The 20,424-nt window shown below is 43.7% G+C and carries 24 protein-coding genes; 3 read left to right on the top strand and 21 right to left on the bottom strand.

The window, feature by feature from the left end; translation table 11 throughout:
* Positions 1–20: 20 nt before the first annotated feature.
* Positions 21–371, bottom strand: a complete 351-nt coding sequence (locus tag M3234_RS16445) for a GNAT family N-acetyltransferase (RefSeq protein ID WP_066312706.1) — start codon at positions 369–371, stop codon at positions 21–23.
* Positions 372–896: 525 nt separating this feature from the next.
* Between M3234_RS16445 and M3234_RS16440 the strand changes: the two genes are divergently transcribed.
* On the top strand, positions 897–1,760 hold the full coding sequence (locus M3234_RS16440; protein ID WP_262305756.1) for a DUF1002 domain-containing protein: 864 nt from the start codon (positions 897–899) through the stop codon (positions 1,758–1,760).
* Between the two features lie 36 nt (positions 1,761–1,796).
* Here M3234_RS16440 and lysA read toward each other — a convergent pair whose 3' ends face one another.
* The 18 genes from lysA to M3234_RS16350 all read right to left on the bottom strand — a co-directional run bounded on the left by lysA (position 1,797) and on the right by M3234_RS16350 (position 17,436).
* Positions 1,797–3,101, bottom strand: a complete 1,305-nt coding sequence (lysA, locus tag M3234_RS16435; protein ID WP_262305755.1) for a diaminopimelate decarboxylase — start codon at positions 3,099–3,101, stop codon at positions 1,797–1,799.
* A 164-nt stretch (positions 3,102–3,265) separates the two neighbouring features.
* Positions 3,266–4,687 (bottom strand): spore germination protein, encoded by a 1,422-nt coding sequence (locus M3234_RS16430; RefSeq protein WP_262305906.1) that lies wholly within the window; start codon positions 4,685–4,687, stop codon positions 3,266–3,268.
* A 55-nt stretch (positions 4,688–4,742) separates the two neighbouring features.
* A complete protein-coding gene (gene spoVAEA, locus M3234_RS16425) occupies positions 4,743–5,312 on the bottom strand; it encodes a stage V sporulation protein SpoVABEA (RefSeq protein WP_262305754.1) in 570 nt (189 codons plus the stop codon).
* 26 nt (positions 5,313–5,338) lie between these two features.
* Entirely contained in the window at positions 5,339–5,761 is a 423-nt protein-coding gene (locus M3234_RS16420; protein WP_262305753.1) for a stage V sporulation protein AB, read from the bottom strand.
* Entirely contained in the window at positions 5,751–6,371 is a 621-nt protein-coding gene (locus M3234_RS16415; protein ID WP_262305752.1) for a stage V sporulation protein AA, read from the bottom strand. Before M3234_RS16415 ends, M3234_RS16420 begins: the two co-directional genes overlap by 11 nt.
* Positions 6,372–6,465: 94 nt before the next feature.
* Complete coding sequence (gene sigF / locus M3234_RS16410; protein ID WP_066312671.1) at positions 6,466–7,224, bottom strand: RNA polymerase sporulation sigma factor SigF; 759 nt, start codon at positions 7,222–7,224, stop codon at positions 6,466–6,468.
* A gap of 12 nt (positions 7,225–7,236) precedes the next feature.
* Positions 7,237–7,677 carry an anti-sigma F factor gene (gene spoIIAB / locus M3234_RS16405; protein WP_066312668.1) on the bottom strand — a complete coding sequence of 147 codons (441 nt, stop codon included), beginning with the start codon at positions 7,675–7,677 and terminating at the stop codon, positions 7,237–7,239.
* Position 7,678: 1 nt separating this feature from the next.
* Positions 7,679–8,029, bottom strand: coding sequence for an anti-sigma F factor antagonist (gene spoIIAA, locus M3234_RS16400; protein WP_066312666.1), 351 nt, complete (start codon positions 8,027–8,029; stop codon positions 7,679–7,681).
* 173 nt (positions 8,030–8,202) lie between these two features.
* A complete protein-coding gene (locus tag M3234_RS16395) occupies positions 8,203–9,396 on the bottom strand; it encodes a D-alanyl-D-alanine carboxypeptidase family protein (RefSeq protein WP_285858497.1) in 1,194 nt (397 codons plus the stop codon).
* Positions 9,397–9,536: 140 nt separating this feature from the next.
* Positions 9,537–10,841, bottom strand: coding sequence for a pyrimidine-nucleoside phosphorylase (locus tag M3234_RS16390; protein ID WP_262305750.1), 1,305 nt, complete (start codon positions 10,839–10,841; stop codon positions 9,537–9,539).
* Positions 10,842–10,874: 33 nt separating this feature from the next.
* Positions 10,875–11,693, bottom strand: a complete 819-nt coding sequence (locus M3234_RS16385) for a purine-nucleoside phosphorylase (protein ID WP_262305749.1) — start codon at positions 11,691–11,693, stop codon at positions 10,875–10,877.
* Positions 11,694–11,707: 14 nt separating this feature from the next.
* Positions 11,708–12,892, bottom strand: coding sequence for a phosphopentomutase (gene deoB / locus M3234_RS16380; protein ID WP_262305748.1), 1,185 nt, complete (start codon positions 12,890–12,892; stop codon positions 11,708–11,710).
* A gap of 227 nt (positions 12,893–13,119) precedes the next feature.
* Complete coding sequence (xerD, locus tag M3234_RS16375) at positions 13,120–14,013, bottom strand: site-specific tyrosine recombinase XerD (protein WP_262305747.1); 894 nt, start codon at positions 14,011–14,013, stop codon at positions 13,120–13,122.
* A 3-nt stretch (positions 14,014–14,016) separates the two neighbouring features.
* The gene (locus tag M3234_RS16370; RefSeq protein WP_262305746.1) at positions 14,017–14,244 is read right to left on the bottom strand and encodes a YqzK family protein; all 228 of its coding nucleotides are present in this window, start codon (positions 14,242–14,244) and stop codon (positions 14,017–14,019) included.
* A 142-nt stretch (positions 14,245–14,386) separates the two neighbouring features.
* A complete protein-coding gene (gene fur / locus M3234_RS16365; RefSeq protein WP_066312634.1) occupies positions 14,387–14,842 on the bottom strand; it encodes a ferric iron uptake transcriptional regulator in 456 nt (151 codons plus the stop codon).
* A 111-nt stretch (positions 14,843–14,953) separates the two neighbouring features.
* The gene (gene spoIIM, locus M3234_RS16360; RefSeq protein ID WP_262305745.1) at positions 14,954–15,595 is read right to left on the bottom strand and encodes a stage II sporulation protein M; all 642 of its coding nucleotides are present in this window, start codon (positions 15,593–15,595) and stop codon (positions 14,954–14,956) included.
* A gap of 123 nt (positions 15,596–15,718) precedes the next feature.
* Positions 15,719–16,885, bottom strand: coding sequence for an endonuclease Q family protein (locus tag M3234_RS16355; protein ID WP_262305744.1), 1,167 nt, complete (start codon positions 16,883–16,885; stop codon positions 15,719–15,721).
* Complete coding sequence (locus tag M3234_RS16350) at positions 16,885–17,436, bottom strand: NUDIX hydrolase (protein WP_262305743.1); 552 nt, start codon at positions 17,434–17,436, stop codon at positions 16,885–16,887. Before M3234_RS16350 ends, M3234_RS16355 begins: the two co-directional genes overlap by 1 nt.
* A gap of 76 nt (positions 17,437–17,512) precedes the next feature.
* On the opposite strand from M3234_RS16350, the gene mciZ reads away from it, so the two are divergent.
* Together mciZ and M3234_RS16340 are read left to right on the top strand one after the other, a co-directional pair.
* Positions 17,513–17,644 carry a Z-ring formation inhibitor MciZ gene (gene mciZ, locus M3234_RS16345; protein WP_262305742.1) on the top strand — a complete coding sequence of 44 codons (132 nt, stop codon included), beginning with the start codon at positions 17,513–17,515 and terminating at the stop codon, positions 17,642–17,644.
* A 218-nt stretch (positions 17,645–17,862) separates the two neighbouring features.
* Positions 17,863–18,774, top strand: coding sequence for an aldo/keto reductase (locus tag M3234_RS16340; RefSeq protein ID WP_262305741.1), 912 nt, complete (start codon positions 17,863–17,865; stop codon positions 18,772–18,774).
* A gap of 26 nt (positions 18,775–18,800) precedes the next feature.
* On the opposite strand, the gene M3234_RS16335 is transcribed toward M3234_RS16340, so the two are convergent.
* Complete coding sequence (locus tag M3234_RS16335) at positions 18,801–19,046, bottom strand: YqkE family protein (protein WP_262305740.1); 246 nt, start codon at positions 19,044–19,046, stop codon at positions 18,801–18,803.
* A gap of 93 nt (positions 19,047–19,139) precedes the next feature.
* Positions 19,140–20,327 carry an acetyl-CoA C-acetyltransferase gene (locus M3234_RS16330; RefSeq protein ID WP_262305739.1) on the bottom strand — a complete coding sequence of 396 codons (1,188 nt, stop codon included), beginning with the start codon at positions 20,325–20,327 and terminating at the stop codon, positions 19,140–19,142.
* Between the last annotated feature and the right edge of the window lie 97 nt (positions 20,328–20,424).

Genomic DNA, 20,424 nt, shown 5'->3' with positions numbered 1-20,424 from the left:
TTATGCGCTGCCTTACTGCATTAGCATACATCGCATTTTTCGATGAACGCCGTTGTATGTTCATTAGGGACAATGTTCTTGTCCGGATACATTTCCTTTAGTGCTTTTACCATTTGTTTCCCTATCCCTTGAAAACGGTGTGAGGGATTGACAGAAATATGCTGCACTTCAAGGTCATTCGTGTCTTGATGGTATTTGACGCCAACTAAACCAATAATGTCTTCTTCTTTCCAAAGGAACAGCTGCCAGCTTTGGTCAGTTTCATAGTCCTTCATCGTTTGCTGCAGTTTCTTTAAATCCTTTTCCGTCGGCATAAACGACATTAAGCCCATGGCAATCTTTTCGAATGTTTTCTTATAACGAATTAACATACTGATCCCTCATTATATAAATGTAAACTCGCCGAGTGGCAAGTCCGTTAGGACGAAGACAGAGGCGTAGTTGAATTTATGCGTGCGAAACTTAGCTAAATAACCTTCAAATCGGTATAACATATCGTATATTTTTTTCGAATTTATATGTAATTATTATATGTTTGTGGAATAATCTTGTTCACTAAACCATCATACCGAATAAATGTTTAATGGGCAACGACAAAATTTTATTGTCCGGGTGCAATAAACATCCAATAAACAATTCCCCAAATAACGGCAATACCAACAAGCGATCCGAATAATATCCAATTGCTCTTCCCCATGTACATCCTCCATAAAAGTGGTTGCATATCCTACATTCTACACCAAAACACAAAAATAATCCATGTTCGTTTTATTTCCGCTTCATCTGACATTATATTGCCTATGAAACTTCTAAATTGTTTTTTTCGTTAATATTATGGGAATCGGTTATGATATATAAGAGCAATAATTTTTGATTATCACATTAAGGAGGCAAACATGAAAAAGCTTTTGATTCTGTTAATGGCAATGATTTTATTCGCGGGGCCGGCCCGCAGTTTTGCGGATATGGCTGAAGGCGATATGATTGTGACCTTGGGAGAAAGTTTAACCGAGGCCCAGAAAAATACTCTTTTATCCGAAATGGGGGCACCAAAAGATGTTCAGATCGTTACCGTTTCAAATAAAGAAGAACATCAATATTTAGGAAAATATGTGGCGAAATCCCTAATAGGGACGAAAGCCATTTCCTCATCCGCGATTACCGCTGCAGCTAAAGGTGCCGGAATCACCGTCAAAACGAAAAACATTAATTGGGTGACCGATGAAATGTATGTAAATGCCCTCATCACTGCAGGGGTGAAGGATGCAGATATTTATGTGACCGCCCCGATTGCCGTTTCCGGCACAGCAGCCTTGACAGGGATTATTAAAGCATACGAAATATCAGCTGATAAGACGATTCCTGAAGAGGTCAAACAAGCGGCCAACCAGGAGATGGTAGAAACAGCGAAACTTGGCGATTCGATTGGGGCAGAAAACGCTGCCGCACTAATTGCCAAGGTGAAGGAAGAAATAGCCAAAAATAAACCAAAAAACGATCAAGAACTGCGGGCGATTATCGAGCAGGCAGCAAAAGAACTGAATGTTAAGCTGTCCGAAGCGGAAATTCAAAGGCTGATTGATTTATTTAATAAATTGAAGGACTTAAATATTGACTGGAACCAAGTCAGCGATCAACTAAATAAAGCGAAGGACCGCATCTCCAAATTCCTGACATCAGAGGAAGGCCAGGGGTTTCTAGAAAAGGTTAAGCAATTTTTCATTTGGCTCATTGATACGGTAAAGGCGATGTTCTCCTAAAATAATAAAAGCTGCCGCAAATTTGCGGCAGCTTGTTTATTTTAATGGCAAATCAAGCCTTACCAGGTCTTCATAAGTTTCCCGTTTAACGACGAGCACAGCCGTGCTGTTTTCCACGAATACAACAGCGGGACGCGGCAAACGATTGTAGTTGTTCGCCATCGAATAACCATAGGCACCTGTACAGAACACAGCAAGAATATCTTCCTCCACCGTCTCCGGCAAAGGTAAATCCCAAATCAACATATCGCCAGATTCACAGCATTTCCCGGCGATTGACACGGTTTCTCTCGTTTGGGCTAGCGGCCTGTTGGCCAGAACCGCTTCATACTTGGCCTGGTATAAAGCCGGCCGGATATTGTCGCTCATCCCGCCATCTACCGCCAAATATTTGCGCACCCCCGGGACCTCCTTGGAAGATCCGGCTTTATATAAAGTAATCCCGGCATCACCGACAAGCGAGCGGCCTGGTTCAATCCAAATCTCAGGCATTTTCAGTTCATGTTGCTCAGCCAAATTCTTAACCTCTTTAATGATTTCACGAACATATTGCGCCGGAGAGATTGGCTCATCCTCTTTTGTATAGCGAATGCCAAAACCGCCACCCAAATTCAGCACGGTTGCCTCAAAACCGAACTTCTGCTTCCACTGTGCCATTCTTTCAACTATCTTTTGGGCGGCCAGCAAAAATCCGGTTGTTTCAAAAATTTGCGAACCAATATGGCAATGAAGCCCAAGTACGTAAAAATATTCATATCCCAGAACTGAAGTCAGCGCTTTTTCCGCCTGGCCATTTTGCAGGTCAAAGCCAAATTTTGAATCCTCTTGTCCTGTCATGATATAGTCGTGAGTATGGGCTTCAATTCCCGGTGTAACGCGCAGCAGGATATTCGCCTTTACTTTTTTTTCATGGCAAATGGCCTTTAATAATTCGATTTCATAAAAATTATCGATTACGATACAGCCAATTTCGTGTTGGAGTGCCATTTCTAATTCTTCTCTGCTTTTATTGTTTCCGTGGAAATGGATTTTCTCTGGCGGAAAACCTGCTTGTATGGCCGTGTATAATTCACCGCCCGATACAACATCAAGCGACAGTCCTTCCTCTTCTGCAAGCTGGACCATGGCTACGGTAGAAAATGCTTTGCTGGCATAAGCTACCTGAGCAGAGATATGCTCTTCTTCAAATGCCTGTCTAAATCCTCTGGCCCGCTCTCTGATCAATGCGACGTCGTAAACATACAAGGGTGTTCCAAATTCCTTCGCCAGGCTGACTGCGTCAACGCCGCCAATTTCCAAATGCCCGTCTTTATTTACACCTGTTGTCCCGTAGAAATACATTCCTTTCCCTCTCTCCGTAACGACTCCCTACAGTGTATGTAGACAATCTTAAAAAATAATAAACAAATAGACAGAATCCGCTTTAGACACTGCCTATTTTGATTTTCGGAATTCTTTATTTAATTAAAAATACTTTAGCACACCTGTCCTAATTCTGCAATTTTTTATTGTTGATTAGGGGGCTGTCGGTAGCGATTTCTAGGATGTACAATGCTTGGTCTGAGAATGGATCCCGGAACTGCCCGGCGGAAAATAATCTGTAAAAACCCTTTAGGCTCAAACGGAAGGAACGGCCACAAATATGGTGTATTAAGAGCCCGCATTTGGACAAGGTAGATTAGCAAAAAAGTTGTGCCAATAACAAACCCAGGGGTATGGAAAAATGCCACCAACAGCATTAACATCATTCTCGCTATCTTATTGGCGATGCTAAGCTCATAGCTTGGCGTGGTAAACGTTCCGATTCCTGTCACTGCCACATAGAGAATGACCTCAGGAACAAAGAGACCTACGTCAATGGCAATTTGTCCAATCAATACTGCTGCAACTAATCCCATTGCCGTCGACAGCGGGGTCGGAGTATGTATGGCGGCAATCCGCAAAAATTCAATTCCAAAGTCCGCCAAAAACAGCTGGATGATTAATGGAATATTTGTTTCCTCATTGGGTCCAATAAACTCAAGCTTTTCGGGCAACAGTGACGGATCCAGAACCATTAACAACCAAAACGGCAATAAAAAGATGGACGCTAACACGCCCAAAAACCGAGTCCAGCGGACAAAAGTACCCATCGCAGGCGCCTCGCGGAATTCCTCGGCATGCTGAACATGATGAAAATAAGTCGTTGGTGAGATAATGACACTTGGCGAGGTATCACAATAAATGACAACATGTCCTTCCAATATATGGGCTGCGGCCACATCTGCCCGTTCCGTATATCTGACAATCGGATATGGATTCCATCCCTGCTTTACGATAAATTCTTCAAGTGTCTTATCCGCCATTGGAATCCCGTCGATATTGATTGCCTTCAATTCTTTGCGAATAATATTCAGCAAATCGGGATCGGCGACGTCCTGCAAATAGCCGAGGGCTACATCGGACTTCGACCTTTTCCCCACTTTTAACATTTCAAACCGGAGCCGTTCATCACGGATCCTTCGTCTAGTTAACGCTGTGTTCATGATGATATTTTCAACAAATCCATCCCGTGAACCCCTAACCACTTTTTCCGTATCGGGTTCCTGAGGGGAACGGCCGGGATAGCTTCGTACATCAATGACAAACGCGGTACTTTCTCCTTCAATCACAATCCCAATCAACCCGGAAAGGACCTGATCCACCACTTTATCAAGTGTTTTAACCCTCTCTACCGATTGATTCACCAGTTTATTCTCAATGATTGTAAATAAATCAGTCGACACTTTTTCTTTATTGTTAATACCAACTAACTCTTTCATCAGCTGGATAATATACATGGTGTCGCACAAGCCATTTACATAATAAATGTGGACACCCCTTTTTAATATGGATAGTTTCCGAACCCCGAAATCAAAGCTGATCCCTAGTCCTACCCGATGCTTCATATAATTCTCGATTTCATTCACAGATTCCGGAATCGGCCATTGCTGCGCCAGTTTCTCAGTCAAGATAACCACTCCTTTCAAGGATAAGTTCTACGGCTTTTTCCGTTATCGGAGAACCTAGCTCGCTGGAATCTCGTCTTGCCATCTTTCCGACATCCCCGATGCCGACAATAATCGGAACATTTAACTCATCAAGACAGTACACAGTATCTCCATTTATTCTGCCAAGTTCCAGTTCAGCTATACCATTCTTATCGACACCATATGGCGTAATCTCTCCCTCGCGGTCAATGCTGACATCGACCCTCGTCCACTCAGCATTCCTTGTTTTGGCGGCCACCGCCACAATGCCGAGAACATTTATTTCCTCATGTGAGGCTACATATTTCAGGGCTTTTTCACCTGCCCCTTCCCCAATAATGCCGCTGTCATCAAACATAACCAAGACAGGATCATATGGCGCCGCTTTAATTAAACTGACAAGTTCCGGTCCGGTCAATCTGGACGGATTGCCCTTGGATCGTGAAATACACCGGCCGCCAATTTTTTTGGCGACTTGCTCTAATGCCCTTTTTGTATATTCATCACCGTCTGTAACTAAAATGACATTCCTGCGATTGCTCATAGGGTCATGTTCCTTTCAAGCAAAGATCAATGATGAACGAAAAATATCCATTGAAAAATCGAACCGAATATTTTCCCAAACACCATGGCCATGATTAAGATGACAATTTTTCCATCCAAATTAATTCGTTTCGCCAAAATCGGAAAGACATTCAAGGCCTCGGTAAGACCAGCTGCCAGCATCCCCACAAATACACCGCCAGTCAGCCCAAGCGGGACTAAAACAAATGCCGAAATCCCGAGTTCCGGATCTCTCAGACTTGCACAAACTCCGGTCAACGCCCCAAAGACGACACCCCATTCGTAGTGATGGATCATTTTCATCGTTTTTGACAGCTGTGTTAACCTGGGAATCACGCCAAGCACGGTCAGAAATGCAACAAATCCTGCCCCAACTGCCAACCCACTTGCCAAACCTACAAAAATAACGGCTAAAATTTTAATCGTCATGGACTCGTTTCATACTTTCTTTATTTTCATGTAAAATAACATAGTTATCCAAATCCATTTGATAGTTAAACATCTCGACCTCAAGCGGGCTCGGTTCATCGTTTATCCGCTTTTTAAATACATGATTAAAAAACAGGATCATCCCCAGCCCAAGTCCAATGGAATAGGGGATTTGAAACAATAACGGCTTGGCATCATGCTTCCCTGTGATGATGGTATATATTTTTTCCTGGACACTCTTCATGCTGACATCATCATGGAAATTCATTAGTGTCATAGCCGAACCGAAAAATAATAAAAACCATATTAAAAGAAAAAAAGGAATGGAAACTCCCTTTTTCTTGGCGACAACTTCAATAATCGTTTGCGCAGGGCCGATGGTTTGCACCTCGAGATCTCCAAACTGTTTCGTGATCCTGCCAATGACGTTCATAATATCAATGACCACAATATTTCCGTCTTCTTCACTTAATTGATGAATCTGCAATAATTTTAAATCTGGAAGAATTGTTTCGGGAGCAATGATTTGTGCTGCATCCTTTAGTAATATGATTCCGTTTGGAGGGGATTGGACACGATTCCGCATCCGAATGTAGATCGTCGTTTCCAAAACATTCACTTCCAACACAAAGATTTCATGTGTAGTTAGTATGGGTAATAAATTGTTTTTTATGAAAAACTCCATAAAAAAAGGACAAAATGGACTAGAGGTCCATTCGATCCTTCATTTGCTGCAATATCTTTTTTTCAAGCCTTGAGACTTGAACCTGTGAGATACCAAGTCTGACGGCCACTTCAGATTGTGTTTGATCCTTGTAATACCGCAAATAGACAATCAGCCTCTCCCGCTCATCCAACTCGCGAATGGCCTCTTTTAAGGCAATTTTATCGAACCATTTCCCATCATTGCCGTCATCAATTTGGTCCAATAGGGTGATGGGGTCGCCATCATTTTCATATACCGTTTCATGTATCGATGACGGTGACCTGCTCGCTTCTTGGGCAAGGATGACATCCTCAGGCGACAGTTCAAGAAACTCGGAAATTTCATTAACAGTCGGAATTCGGCCAAGCGTCTTGGATAACTCATCCTTGGCTTTACGGATTTTATTGCCCATTTCCTTTAATGACCGGCTGACCTTTACAGTGCCATCATCGCGGATAAAACGCTGGATTTCCCCAATTATCATTGGAACAGCATAGGTGGAAAATTTCACATCATAGGAAAGGTCAAATTTATCAACCGATTTTAACAGTCCGATACAACCAATTTGAAACAGGTCATCCGGGTCGTACCCTCTGTTTAGAAACCTTTGCACAACTGACCATACAAGCCGCATATTTTTCTCGACGATTAAATCTCGTGCTTCCTGGTCCCCTGCTTGGCTTTTTTGGATAAGCTCTTTGACTTCATGATCCTTTAGAAACGTCTGTTTATTGTCGTTCTTGACCTCCACATCCATTGGCAAGTCTCCTTAATTGCAAAGCATTTTGCTGGATTTTAAATGCTTTCGTAGTCTGACCTCGGTTCCGCTGCCAGGTTGTGTGAGAACCTCTACCTCATCCATAAAGTTTTCCATGATAGTGAAACCCATTCCGGATCTTTCAAGTTCCGGCTTTGTTGTAAATAATGGCTGACGAGCTTCCTCCACATCAATAATTCCTATTCCTTTATCCCTGATTGATAAATCAATGACATTGTCTTCAATTGTCACCGAAATATAAACATACCCATTTGGATCGTTCTCATAGCCGTGAATGATGGCGTTTGTTACGGCCTCCGACACGACCGTTTTAATCTCTGTCAGTTCATCCATGGTGGGGTCTAACTGGGCGATAAAAGCAGCAACAGTTACACGGGCAAACGATTCATTTTGACTCAATGCACGAAACTGCAGACTCATCTCGTTCTTCATATTAGGCAACCCCCAATCTTTGCAATGCGAATTCTTCAGTCGGTTCCATTTTAATAATTTTAAATAGACCAGACATATCGAATAATCTTTGCACTGCCGGGGAAATTGCGCATACGACCATTTCGCCGTGCACTTGTTTGATTTGCTTGTATCTTCCTAAAATAACTCCCAAACCGGAGCTGTCCATAAAGGAGAGTTGTTCCAGATTCAAGACAATATGGCGAATTTCATTTTCTTCTATTAACGCGGTCGCTTTTTCACGGAGTTCATCCGCTGTGTGATGATCCAATTCACCGCTTAAACGAATGCATAATACGTCATGTTTGATTTCAAATTCAATGTTAAGACTCACTATTTCCGTCCTCCTTAATCTTGTCTAGCTTCAGCGCCTAGGCGCTTCCGCTTTTCTGGGTATAGTGAGTCAATTCGCCTCTGGTCCGTTAATCTCCTTCTCTGCAAACAAAACTAGTTGTTTTTCGCTAAAAGTAGTGAAACTGCTCTAGTATTCGACAATGTTAATTAATGTTATTTTCCCGCTTTTGTAAACATACCGAATGAACGTTTATAAAGAGTCCACCAGCCTGCTTCCTTAACATCCTTGCCGGCCACCAGCGGGCTTTCTAAGAGCACTTTACCGTCCTTAACCAATTTAATGGTTCCAACCTTGTCCCCTTTTTTAATCGGAGCCTTCAGTTTTTTCTCAAGAATAACCTTTTGTTCCACATCAGCCATTTTTTCTCCTTTTTTGGTCAACAGGGATAACGGCTCGCTAGTAAGGGCCGCCACCCTCTTGTCCTCACCCTTGCTTATCTTTGCCTCGCCAATCGCTTGGTTTCGTTTTAGTACCGGATGGGTCTGATATTGGGCAAAAGCATAATTAAGCATTTTGGTCACCTGGGCATTGCGATCCTTTGAAGTTGACGCGCCAAAAACAACCGCGATTACGCGCATGCCATCTTTTTGGGCTGTTGCGGTCAGGCAGTATTTTGCCTCTGCCGTGAATCCCGTTTTCAAGCCGTCAACACCTGGATAAAAACGAACTAATTTATTTGTGTTCACCAGCCAGAATTTTTTATCTGTATTTTCACGGAGGTAAGATTCATACATCCCTGTAAACTTTGTAATGTCTTCATATTTCAAGAGCTCTTTTGCCATAATCGCCATGTCATGGGCAGAGCTATAGTGACCGCTTTCTGGGAGACCGGTTGTGTTTTTAAAGACAGTATTTTTTAAGCCAAGTTCCTTTACTTTCGCATTCATCATGTCGATAAAGGCTTCTTCTGAACCAGCGATATGTTCTGCCATGGCCACAGAAGCGTCATTGCCTGAACCAATGGCGATTCCCTGCATCATTTCCTTGGCGGTCATTTCTTCTCCCGGCTCAAGAAAAATTTGCGAACCTCCCATAGAAGCAGCGTGCTCACTTGTACGGATTTTTGTATTCCAAGTCAATTTCCCTTCATCAATCGCTTCCATAATCAACAGCATCGTCATTACCTTCGTCATGCTTGCAGGCGGCAATTCTTCCTTGCTGTTCTTTTCATAAAGCACTTTACCTGTATCTCTTTCAATTAAAATAGCCGACCGGACATCGGTAACGATTTCGGTGGTTTTATTTTCTTCTTTCTTTTTTTCCTCGGCTGCCAAGGCAGTTGGGGAGCCAAAACTTGTAAATAATAATAATGTCACTATCAAATAAGCTATTCTCTTCACTCGCATAACCCTCCATTCTTAATAGTCACCATTTTTTCCAAATTCAATAACTTTATACAAATATTACCTGTTAAATAAAATAAAAAATGGTGTCAGGCACCATGTGAAATATTCACATGGTGCCTGACACCTATTATGACCTGCACTTACTCGGTAACTTCCCCGTGAATGAGGATTGGTGCATCCACTTTTGCAGTGGAGATTTTAATATTTTCATACAGTTTTTCTTTTACTTCACTGACGTCTTCAAAGTTGCTGTAAATGGTAACCAATGATTCTCCTTTTTTTACCTGGTCACCAATTTTCTTTCTTAGCACAAGACCGACAGCCAAATCAATCACTGACTCTTTTGTTGCTCTGCCGGCGCCAAGCAGCATGGCTGCCGTTCCAACTTCATCAGCAATGATTTCAGCTACATAGCCGTCTTCTTTTGCTTCCAGTTCAAATGTATATTTTGCCTGCGGCAATTTGGATGGATCGTCCACAACCGAAGCATCACCGCCTTGAGAGCTTAAAAATACCTTCAGCTTTTCAAGAGCCGAACCATCTTTAATGGCCTGTTCCAACATTGCGCGTGCTTCCTGAAGCGAGCCCGCCTTCTGCGCCAAGAATACCATATGACTGCCTAGCGTTAAGCAAAGCTCGGTTAAATCTTCAGGACCTTCCCCTTTTAATGTGTCGATTGCTTCCTTTACCTCAAGCGCATTTCCAATCGCAAACCCGAGCGGCTGACTCATATCGGAGATGACAGCCATGGTCCGGCGGCCGACATTGTTGCCAATCCGAACCATGGCATGGGCCAATTCCTGTGAATGCTCAAGTGTTTTCATAAATGCGCCGGCCCCTGTTTTAACATCGAGGACAATCGCATCTGCTCCGGCGGCAATTTTTTTACTCATAATCGAACTGGCGATGAGCGGAATGCTTTCAACTGTCCCGGTAACATCCCTAAGTGCATACAGCTTTTTATCTGCTGGGGTTAGGTTTCCACTCTGACCAATAACGGCGATTTTATTTTTATTAACTAATTCAATAAATTCTTCATTGTCAATCTCAACATGGAATCCTGCAACAGCTTCCAATTTATCAATTGTACCTCCGGTATGGCCAAGCCCTCGGCCTGACATTTTCGCAATTGGAACCCCGACAGCGGCAACGAGTGGCCCCAGGACGAGCGTGGTTGTGTCTCCGACGCCCCCGGTTGAATGCTTGTCAACCTTAATGCCTTCTATTTGCGTTAAGTCAATTTGGTCACCGGATTCCACCATTGCCATTGTAATATCGGCCCGTTCTTTTTCGGTCATGCCGCGAAACACAACCGCCATCGTAAAGGCACTTACTTGGTAATCCGGAATCGAACCTACTGTATATCCCTTAATAATGTAATTAATCTCTTCGGTTGTTAGTTCATGTCCGTCGCGCTTTTTTTCAATTAAATCGACCATTCTCATTTACATTCACCACTTTATCATCCCAAATTTCTGTTACGCCAAGCTTTTTACTATTTCTTTCACATAAAGAAGAAAGTTTGATTTTACTTTTTCGGTTGTTTCGATAACCTCATCATGGGTTAATGGCTGGTCAAGGATTCCGGCTGCCATGTTGGAAATGCAGGAGATCCCGAGCACCTTCATTCCGCTGTGGCGGGCAACGATCACCTCGGGTACGGTCGACATTCCGACAGCATCACCGCCTAGAACTCGAATCATCCGGATCTCCGCTGGTGTTTCATAAACTGGGCCGGGATTGCCGAAATAAACCCCTTCCTTAACATTCATGTTTAAGCGGGCGGCAATATCTTTGGCCATTGACCGCAATTCTTTCGTATACGCTTCCGACATATCCGGAAAGCGAACGCCCAGTTTGGAATCATTAGGGCCAATTAGCGGATTGGTGCCCATATTATTGATATGGTCCGTAATGATCATCAAATCGCCGGGCTCAAAGCTTTCATTGACGCCGCCGGCAGCATTGGTGACGATTAAAATCTCTACTCCCAATTCCTTCATGACACGAACCGGGAACGTCACTTTTTCCATTAAGTAGCCTTCGTAAAAATGGAAGCGGCCCTGCATTGCGACAACCTCCACACCATTCAGCAAGCCAAATACCAGTTGGCCGGCATGCCCTTCCACGGTCGAAACCGGAAAATCGGGAATCTCGTTGTAAGGGATTTTCACCGGGTTTTCGATTTCATCGGCCAATACTCCAAGGCCGGAGCCTAGTATGAGGCCAATTTTCGGCGTATTATGATACTTTCCTTTTAAGAACTGCGCGCCTTTTTGGATTTGTTCAAGATTCATGTTTTTACTCCCCTCTATTCAATTTCATTTAAAAAGCTTTTTCCGTAATTCGGCATTTTCACCTTAAAGTTTTCGGCAACCGTTGCCCCTAAATCGGCAAACGTTTCCCTTAGCGGCAGTTCCTTGCCTTCAGTCATTCGCTTCGAGTAAACAAGTAATGGTACATATTCACGCGTATGGTCGGTTCCCGGTGCCACCGGGTCATTCCCGTGGTCTGCCGTGATCATCAACAGGTCGTCATCTCTCATTTTTGCGAACACTTCCGGGAGTCTGGCATCATACTCTTCAAGTGCTTTTCCGTAGCCTTCTGGGTCACGGCGATGTCCGTACATGGCATCAAAGTCAACCAGGTTCAAGAAACTGATCCCGTTAAAGTCGATGTCAAATGTCTCGACCAATTTATCCATGCCATCCATATTTGAAACAGTTCTTAACGACTTGGTTACACCTTCACCATCGTAAATATCAGAAATTTTTCCGATGGCAATTACATCATAACCGGCATCCTTCAATTCGCTCATGACCGTTCTGTCAAATGGCTTCAATGCATAATCATGCCGGTTTGGCGTGCGTTTGAAGTTACCCGGTTCGCCGACAAATGGACGGGCAATGACGCGGCCAACCATGTATTTCTCGTCAAGCGTCAATTCGCGGGCAATTTTGCAGATGGAATATAACTCATCAAGCGGGACGATTTCTTCATGGGCAGCGATTTGCAGCACTGAATCCGCCGATGTATAAACAATCAATGCACCGGTCTTCATATGTTCTTCGCCAAGTTCATCGAGAATTGCTGTTCCGCTTGCCGGTTTATTGCCGATAATTTTTCGGCCTGTGCGCTGTTCCAATTGTGAAAGCAGTTCATCCGGAAAGCCTTCAGGAAAAACACGAAACGGCGTTTGAATATTAAGTCCCATGATTTCCCAGTGCCCAGTCATGGTATCTTTACCATTTGATGCTTCCATCATTTTCGTATAATAAGCGAGCGGTCTTTCGGCCTTTTCAATTCCTTTCAGTTCGCGGATATTGCTTAAGCCTAATTTCCCCATGTTCGGCATATGCAAGCCATTCATATGGTCGGCAATATGGCCGAGTGTATCCGCGCCTTTATCGCCAAACCGTTCTGCATCAGGAGCCTCGCCTATACCAACCGAGTCCATGACAATAATAAAAATCCGTTTATATATATTCGAAACCATTCTATGATTCCTCCTTCTTGAATTGTTACCGTTTTCATTAATAAGAAAATATCACACCTATATGTTTCCCCTTTTGGAATTGGAATAAACTTTACGGCAACATGCTGAACGTCAGAAGTCTGACATCTATATTTTACTACATGGCAAAAAAATTACAAGAAAAAAGCTGTCCTTTTAAGGGCAGCCTTTGACAATTATGTGAAAAATTCTGGTATTCTATTAATCTATCAAGGACGGGGATGAAATTTGTTGTAAACATCCTTTAAGCGAATTTTGGTTACATTGGCATAGATCTGTGTCGTCGAAATATCTGCATGACCGAGCATTTCCTGAACCGCCCTTAGGTCGGCGCCATTTTCCAGCAGATGCACCGCAAACGAGTGGCGCAATGTATGCGGCGTCATGTCTTGGGCGATCCCCGCTTCCCGTGCCAGTTTCTTTAAAATTTTCCAGAATCCCTGCCGCGTCAGCCGTTTCCCTTGGTGATTCAGGAACAGGGCCTGGTCCTGATCAGTTTTCGCTTCAAACAACGGCCTGCTTTCCGTTATATAATGCCTGAGCGCATTCGATGCGGTATGGCTAATCGGAATAATCCGTTCTTTATTGGCTTTGCCAGTACAGCGGACAAAACCCATATCCAAATGGATATCGCCAACATTAATGCCCACCAGCTCGCTGACGCGAATTCCCGTTGCGTAAAGCAGCTCAAGCATTGCCTTGTCCCTAATCCCGTAATGGTCGACTAATTTTGGAGCGTCCAGCAGTCGCTCGACTTCTGTCAGACTTAATACCTTGGGTAAGGACCGTTCCATTTTCGGGGCTTCCAAATGGACAGATGGATCATTTTCTGCGAATTTGGTTCTCAATAAATATTGATGAAACGCCCGCAGTGAGGCAATATGTCTTGCGATCGTTTTCGGAGATTTCCCGTTATCCCGTAGAGTATTTAAAAATTGAACAAGATGCACACGCTGGACATCATTCCACGTTCGCTTTGATTCTATTGTTTTCAAATAGTGGAGATAACCTTTTAAATCCCGCTCATAGGAAAGAAGGGTATTTTTGGCCATTTCACGTTCTATCTGTAAGTAGTGGATAAATCCATTTATTTGCTCTTCCATTGTTTACTCCCCATTTAAATAAAAAAATATTAGCCGATCCAACAAGGAAGAATCCTTTCCATCCAGACCATTTGAAACTTTAACAGCTGTTCCTTGCGGTTCATCATAGCGATGATAGTTTTGATACTCCTCTGATACCCACATGATACCATAATAAAAAAGAATCGTGCATCCGGTGAAAATAATAAAAACCTTCAATGTTTGCCAAATTAATTTTAAAAAAGAGAACATCTTGAATCCCCCTGCTACCTATCTATTAATAAAAGGTATGCCAAAAAGGACAAGTTTTATACCTGATCCAAGTAAATCAAGGGATTAGTTCCTTAAAAAAGAAAAGCCCTTTTGGCGAAAAAGGACCGTTCTGTCATTATTATTATTCTTCCGCTTTACCTTTGTCCTGACAACGGTGGCAAATGCCATGAAAGGTAAGGCGGTGATCTTTTATTTTAAAATTCCATTTCTGTTCGACAATTGCTTCCACATCTTCTAGCAAATCTTCCTGAATTTCATCAACGGCACCGCATTCAATGCAAACAAGATGATGGTGAAAATGCGCCGCCCCTTCCTGTCTAAGGTCATAGCGGGATACACCGTCACCAAAATTTATTTTATCGACAATTTTTAATTCCGTTAATAATTCCAAGGTCCGGTATACAGTAGCCAACCCAATTTCAGGCGATTTTTCTTTTACAAGGAGGTATACATCTTCGGCACTTAAATGATCCTCTTCATTTTCCAGCAAAACTCTGACGGTCGCTTCACGCTGTGGTGTCAATTTATAGCTGGCTGAATGCAATTGTTTCTTTATTCTCTCAATTCTGGTTTCCATCCTGAAGTCCCTCCCTCGCCACTGTTAATTCTCATTATAACAGATGACTTGAGAGATTCAAAATAAAATTATTATAAATAACAGTTTAAAGTTAATATCATATAAAAATTATTATAATCCAGCTGATCCAACTATTGATTTCATTAACACCGGTGATAGATACGCTTCAATTCCGGATGCCGCTGAAATAAAGATGACTGCTGCGATCAGGGCAAAAATATACCCCTTGAACAGCGGAATGATTGGCTGGGAATATGTTTTCATAAACTGCCGTTTGATCATTCTAATTGAAAAAATAACCGATAATGCGGCCATAATGATGAAAACGGGAATGATAATCAAGTTTTGCGGCAAAATCGAGGCAATTGCCAGTGTAAACCCCTTCCATTTCATTTGACTGACAAGAAAGCCGACTGTAAACCCGACAACCATCCCCTTTAAAAATAAGAGAATGAGAATCACTGGAAGGCCGATAATCGAGATTCCAAGTATCCAGATTAATCCTATGAATTTGCTGTTATGAAAAAAGCTTTGCAGAAATAAATCTTTGTTTTCCGCTACTTTTTCTTCTGAAATTTGTCCAAAAAACTGTGACAAATAGTAGAATAAATCTTCCTTTTGGGTAAAGCTCATGCTGTTGACGACAATCGCCCCAAAAATGACGCCCATAAAAAATAGCACGATAATGAATAAGAAAATTGAGGAATGCTCACGGAAACTTGCGGCAGTGGACTGGTACAAACGTTTTTTCATTTGGCGGCTCCTCCTGTTTTTGCAATGGTTTGTACATTCTATGCGAGTCTAGCTTTTCTATGATTAAAATTACTAGATTGCATTAAAAAACCCGACATTCCATATTGGATGTCGGGTTATACCCTATTGGTCGGCAATTTTTCCGTATTTTCCGCCGCCGCCTGCCGCCAGATTGACTTTTCCTTCTCGTGCCTGCATGATGAGTGCGGCAATTTTCGCCGGTACGACTTCTTTTAATGCTTCAAATGGCACCTCGTGCAAAATCGCCATTTCGCTGCCGAAGTGATCAATCAATTTCCCCAGCATTCTCGGCCCGAGGCCAGGGATAAATTCAAGCGGGACTTGATGAACATATGGCGGACGACCTTCCGGACCTTCATCCGCGGTTTTCAATTCGAAAATTCGATCGGCCACTCCTTTAATAATTTTTGGATGGCCGCACAAGGTGCAGACTTGGTCGTTTTCATTCACCTGGTTCAAGCACTCCGCACAGACTGTTTTGTGGTATTTGCCGAGCAGCGGGTCAAGGCCATAATTGGCGACGATTTTGCGGCCGTCCTCCCCTTTTAATGCTTTGTGTAATTCCTTGAATGTTGGCTCCTGCATCGCCACCACCTGATATTCACGAGCAATTTTTGCCAGCGAATGGGCATCGGAGTTGGTCACAAAGGTATACTTATGCAATTCCCCCAATTGGTCAGCCATCTGTGTATCAGAACTCAAACCAAGCTCGATTCCATCTATAAGATTCGGGTCGAGCACTTCTGTAAGCGACCTATTTACCCCTCTTCCATAAAGACTCTTAAACGGAGTAAACACATGCGCTGGAATGAAGATGCCCCCTAGTTCTTTTACTCTTTTTTGCAATTCCATACCGGTAATATAAACTCGCTGCGAACTCAGCTGAATATTTTTCAAATGGGCCGATAGCCAATTCGAAAACTCCCGCATAATGGTCAGGTTTGGAAAGTAGCAAAGCAGGTGAATGGGGCCATTGCATTGTTCATCATAAATTTCCAGCTCTGAGCCCGGAATCACGGTCAAATCACCAAACACGAGACCGCCATCCTCGTGTTCATACACATCGCCGCTTTGGATTAAGCTTTCCATTTCCAGTATGACTTCGGGCGAATGGCTGTCGATGATTCCGACCATGTTGAGACCTTTTTCATGACGAGCATGCTCAATGATGTTGGTAAAAGTCAACGACTTGGCCCCGGTAATTTTAACAGGCTTGCCGGTCCATGTCCGGCCAATATGAATATGTAAATCGACATAGTAGCGATTCATTATTTTTTCAACGCCTCTTGTAGTTGTAAGTATTGGACAGCATAGATCGTTTTTGCATCATAAATTTTTTGTTCTTTTACATATTGCAAAGCTTCTTCTAGTGTTAATTCTTCCAAATTAACGAATTCATCCTCATCCAAAGCAGCGGAATTTTCCTTTTTCGTTAATCCTTTAGCCAAAAACACATGGACAATTTCATCGGCAAATCCCGGTGAGGTATAAAAAGAAGTTAACAGCTCAAGGCTTTCGCATTCGTAGCCTGTCTCCTCCTCCAGTTCGCGGCGGGCGCAGCTAGCCGGTTCTTCGCCTTTTTCCAGCTTTCCAGCAGGAATTTCGACAATTGCTCGTTCCAACGCTTTGCGGTATTGCTCGACCATGATAATTTTATTCTCGTTCGTCACGGCAATAATTGCCACTGCTCCCGGGTGCTTGATAATTTCTCGTTTCGACGTCTTTCCGTTCGGTAGCTCCACCTCCTGCAGGTGAAGGCTGACAATTTTTCCTGAAAAAATTTCTTCGCTCTTAATTGTTTTTTCGTCAAGCTTGTTCATTTATTATTCAACTCCTGTTCTAGTCCGGTTCATTCCCGTCATACATTTTACCATACTTTATTTGGAGGGGTATCGGATGAAGGTGTATGTGCATGAGAAGGGAATCGTTCTTGTCGGAAAGGGCTGGGAAGTTCTGCAAAAACTAAAGGAATATAATAGAAAATTTGAAACTGTTTCTGACTGGACTGCCAATATCACGAAAAAATAAGACCTGCTGTTTGTAGTCTTTCCTGTTCTTGATTAAAATTATAAGAAAAGCGCAAGCGCCCTGGTCAGCGGCGTATGGCCTGGAGCGCTCCAACCGAGATAAAGGAAACACGAAGAGCCGGAGGCGATTCGATGTTGACTTATCGTAGGGCGGAGAGCGAAGGACACTAGCCGCTAGGGCGCTGGAGCTGGACAATGTAAAAGAACGGGGGGATTTTTTTGAAGAAAAGAAAATTAGGGCATTCCGATTTGTACGTAACTGAGCTTGGACTCGGCTGCATGTCGCTTGGCACCGATGAGCGAAAAGCGCAAAGTATCATTGAAGCCGCCCTTGAGGAAGGCATCAATTATTTTGATACTGCGGATTTATATGATTTTGGGGTCAATGAAGAAATTGTCGGAAAGGCGTTAAAAAATGTCCGGGAACACGTGATAATCGCCACGAAGGCAGGGAATCGCTGGAATCAAGACCGTTCCGGCTGGACCTGGGACCCATCGAAGGCATATATCAAAGAGGCCGTCAAACAAAGCTTGAAGCGGCTTGGCACCGATTATATCGATCTTTATCAATTGCACGGGGGCACGATAGATGACCCGATAGATGAGACGATTGAAGCTTTCGAGGATTTAGTTTCTGAAGGGTTCATCCGCTATTACGGGATTTCTTCCATTCGTTCAAATGTAATTCGTGAATATGTGACGAAGTCACATATCATCTCTGTGATGATGCAGTACAGCATTCTTGACCGCCGGCCGGAGGAAGTGGCATTGCCGCTGTTGGCCGAACATGGGGTAAGCGTCGTGACCCGCGGATCGTTGGCCAAGGGGCTGTTAAGTGATAGAGTGCTGGATAAGGCTACTGGGAAAGGGTATTTGGATTATAGCTACGAAGAATTGCTTGATGTGCTGCCACGGCTTAAAGAGAGTGTGGGTGCTGGGCGTTCATTTACGGAGGTAGCGCTCCAATACAACCTGGCAAACCCTGCGGTGGCTTCGGTTGTTGCCGGGGCGAGCAGTGTGGAGCAGATTCGGAGCAATGCTGCAGCGGTAAGGAGCCGGGCGCTGACTGATGAAGAGGTGGCGCTGATTAAAGAATTGACGAAGGCTAGTGTTTATGGGGAGCATCGATAAAAGGAGAGCCATTGGCTCTCCCAGGTCTATTTAAACTCCTGCCAATTCATCCCGCTCTCATTTAATAGTTCTTCAAACGTTTTATTTTTCTCTTTTAATCTTCTTTCCTCACGCTTCCGCTGCTCTTCTGTCTCTTTTCTTTTTTCCTCTTCTGCCTTAAGCTGCTCCTGTTGCGCCTTTAATTGTTTCATTAAATCGGGATTGATGATATCCTTCAGCGTTACCGCAGCATCGTCTTTTTGGGGTTTGGCTTTTTGGTGTTTCTTCTTCATGTCATTGACGCTCCTTAATGACTTTTTTTCTAATTATAGCAAAAATATAAAAAGGCAGGCTATCCCAAGAATAGTCTGCCGCCTTGAATCCTATTAAACCAATTCCACTACCGTCGCAACACCTTGGCCACCGCCAATGCAAAGTGTCGCCAGTCCTAAACGAGCATTTCTCCGCTTCATTTCGTGAATCAGCGTGACGAGAATCCTCGCGCCGCTTGCGCCAATCGGATGCCCCAGAGCGATCGCGCCGCCGTTTACGTTCAAAATTTCTTTATTAAAATGAAGCTCCCGATCAACCGCAAGCGATTGTGCCGCAAACGCTTCATTCGCTTCAATCAACTCAATCTCATCCAAGGAAAGAGAAGCCTTCTCCAGCGCTTTCTTAACTGCAGGTACAGGACCAATTCCCATAATGCTCGGATCCACCCCGGCGCTGGCATTTGCCTTAATCGACACAATCGGCTTTACTCCCAATTCCTCGGCCTTTTTCCTGCTCATCACCACCACAGCGGCAGCTCCATCATTGATGCCTGATGCATTTCCGGCGGTGACCGTGCCATCCTTTTTAAATGCCGGACGCAGGCCTGCCAATTTTTCTACGGTTGTGCCCTTCTTCGGATATTCGTCTACCGCAAATACAACTGGGTCGCCTTTGCGCTGCGGAATCACAACCGGAACGATTTCCGCTTCAAACCTGCCCGCCTCAATCGCCTTCACCGCTTTTTCCTGGCTCCAGGCCGAAAATTGGTCCTGTTCTTCTCTTGTAATACTATATTTTTCCGCCAAATTTTCCGCGGTAACGCCCATATGGTAATCGTTAAAAACACAAGTCAGGCCGTCTGCCGTCATTGTATCGATTAATTTTTGGTCGCCCATCCGGAAACCTTCGCGGGCATTTTTCAATATGTATGGAGCCTGACTCATATTTTCCATTCCGCCTGCAACCACAACTTCAGCATCTCCCGCCAAAATCGCTTGTGCCGCCAGATGGACCGCTTTTAAACCTGAGCCGCATACCTTGTTAATTGTCAGCGATGAAACGCTTTCAGGAATTCCCGCTTTAATGGCCGTTTGGCGTGCCGGGTTTTGTCCAAGCCCTGCCTGAAGAACGTTCCCCATGATCACTTCGTCTACCTGTTCAGGCTTTATCCCCGCTTGCTCCAACGCCCCTTTGATCACGGCTGCACCCAATTCAGGAGCGGAAACACTTTTTAATCCTCCGTTAAAGCTTCCAAGCGCCGTTCTGACAGCACTGACAATCACTACCTCGGTTTGGTTCATGAACTCTCCCCCTTTAAAATATTAATCACTCATAATTGTATCACAGTTTTATGAAAATTCCCTTTATTCTTGATTTTTTGAAATCAACACCTCTACA

The sequence above is a fragment of the Neobacillus niacini genome, assembly GCF_023715785.1.
In the GTDB taxonomy this organism is placed as follows: Bacteria; Bacillota; Bacilli; order Bacillales; family Cytobacillaceae; genus Neobacillus; species Neobacillus niacini_E.
The sequence above is the reverse complement of the archived record's forward strand: the minus strand, read 5'-3'. Positions and strand labels throughout refer to the sequence as shown.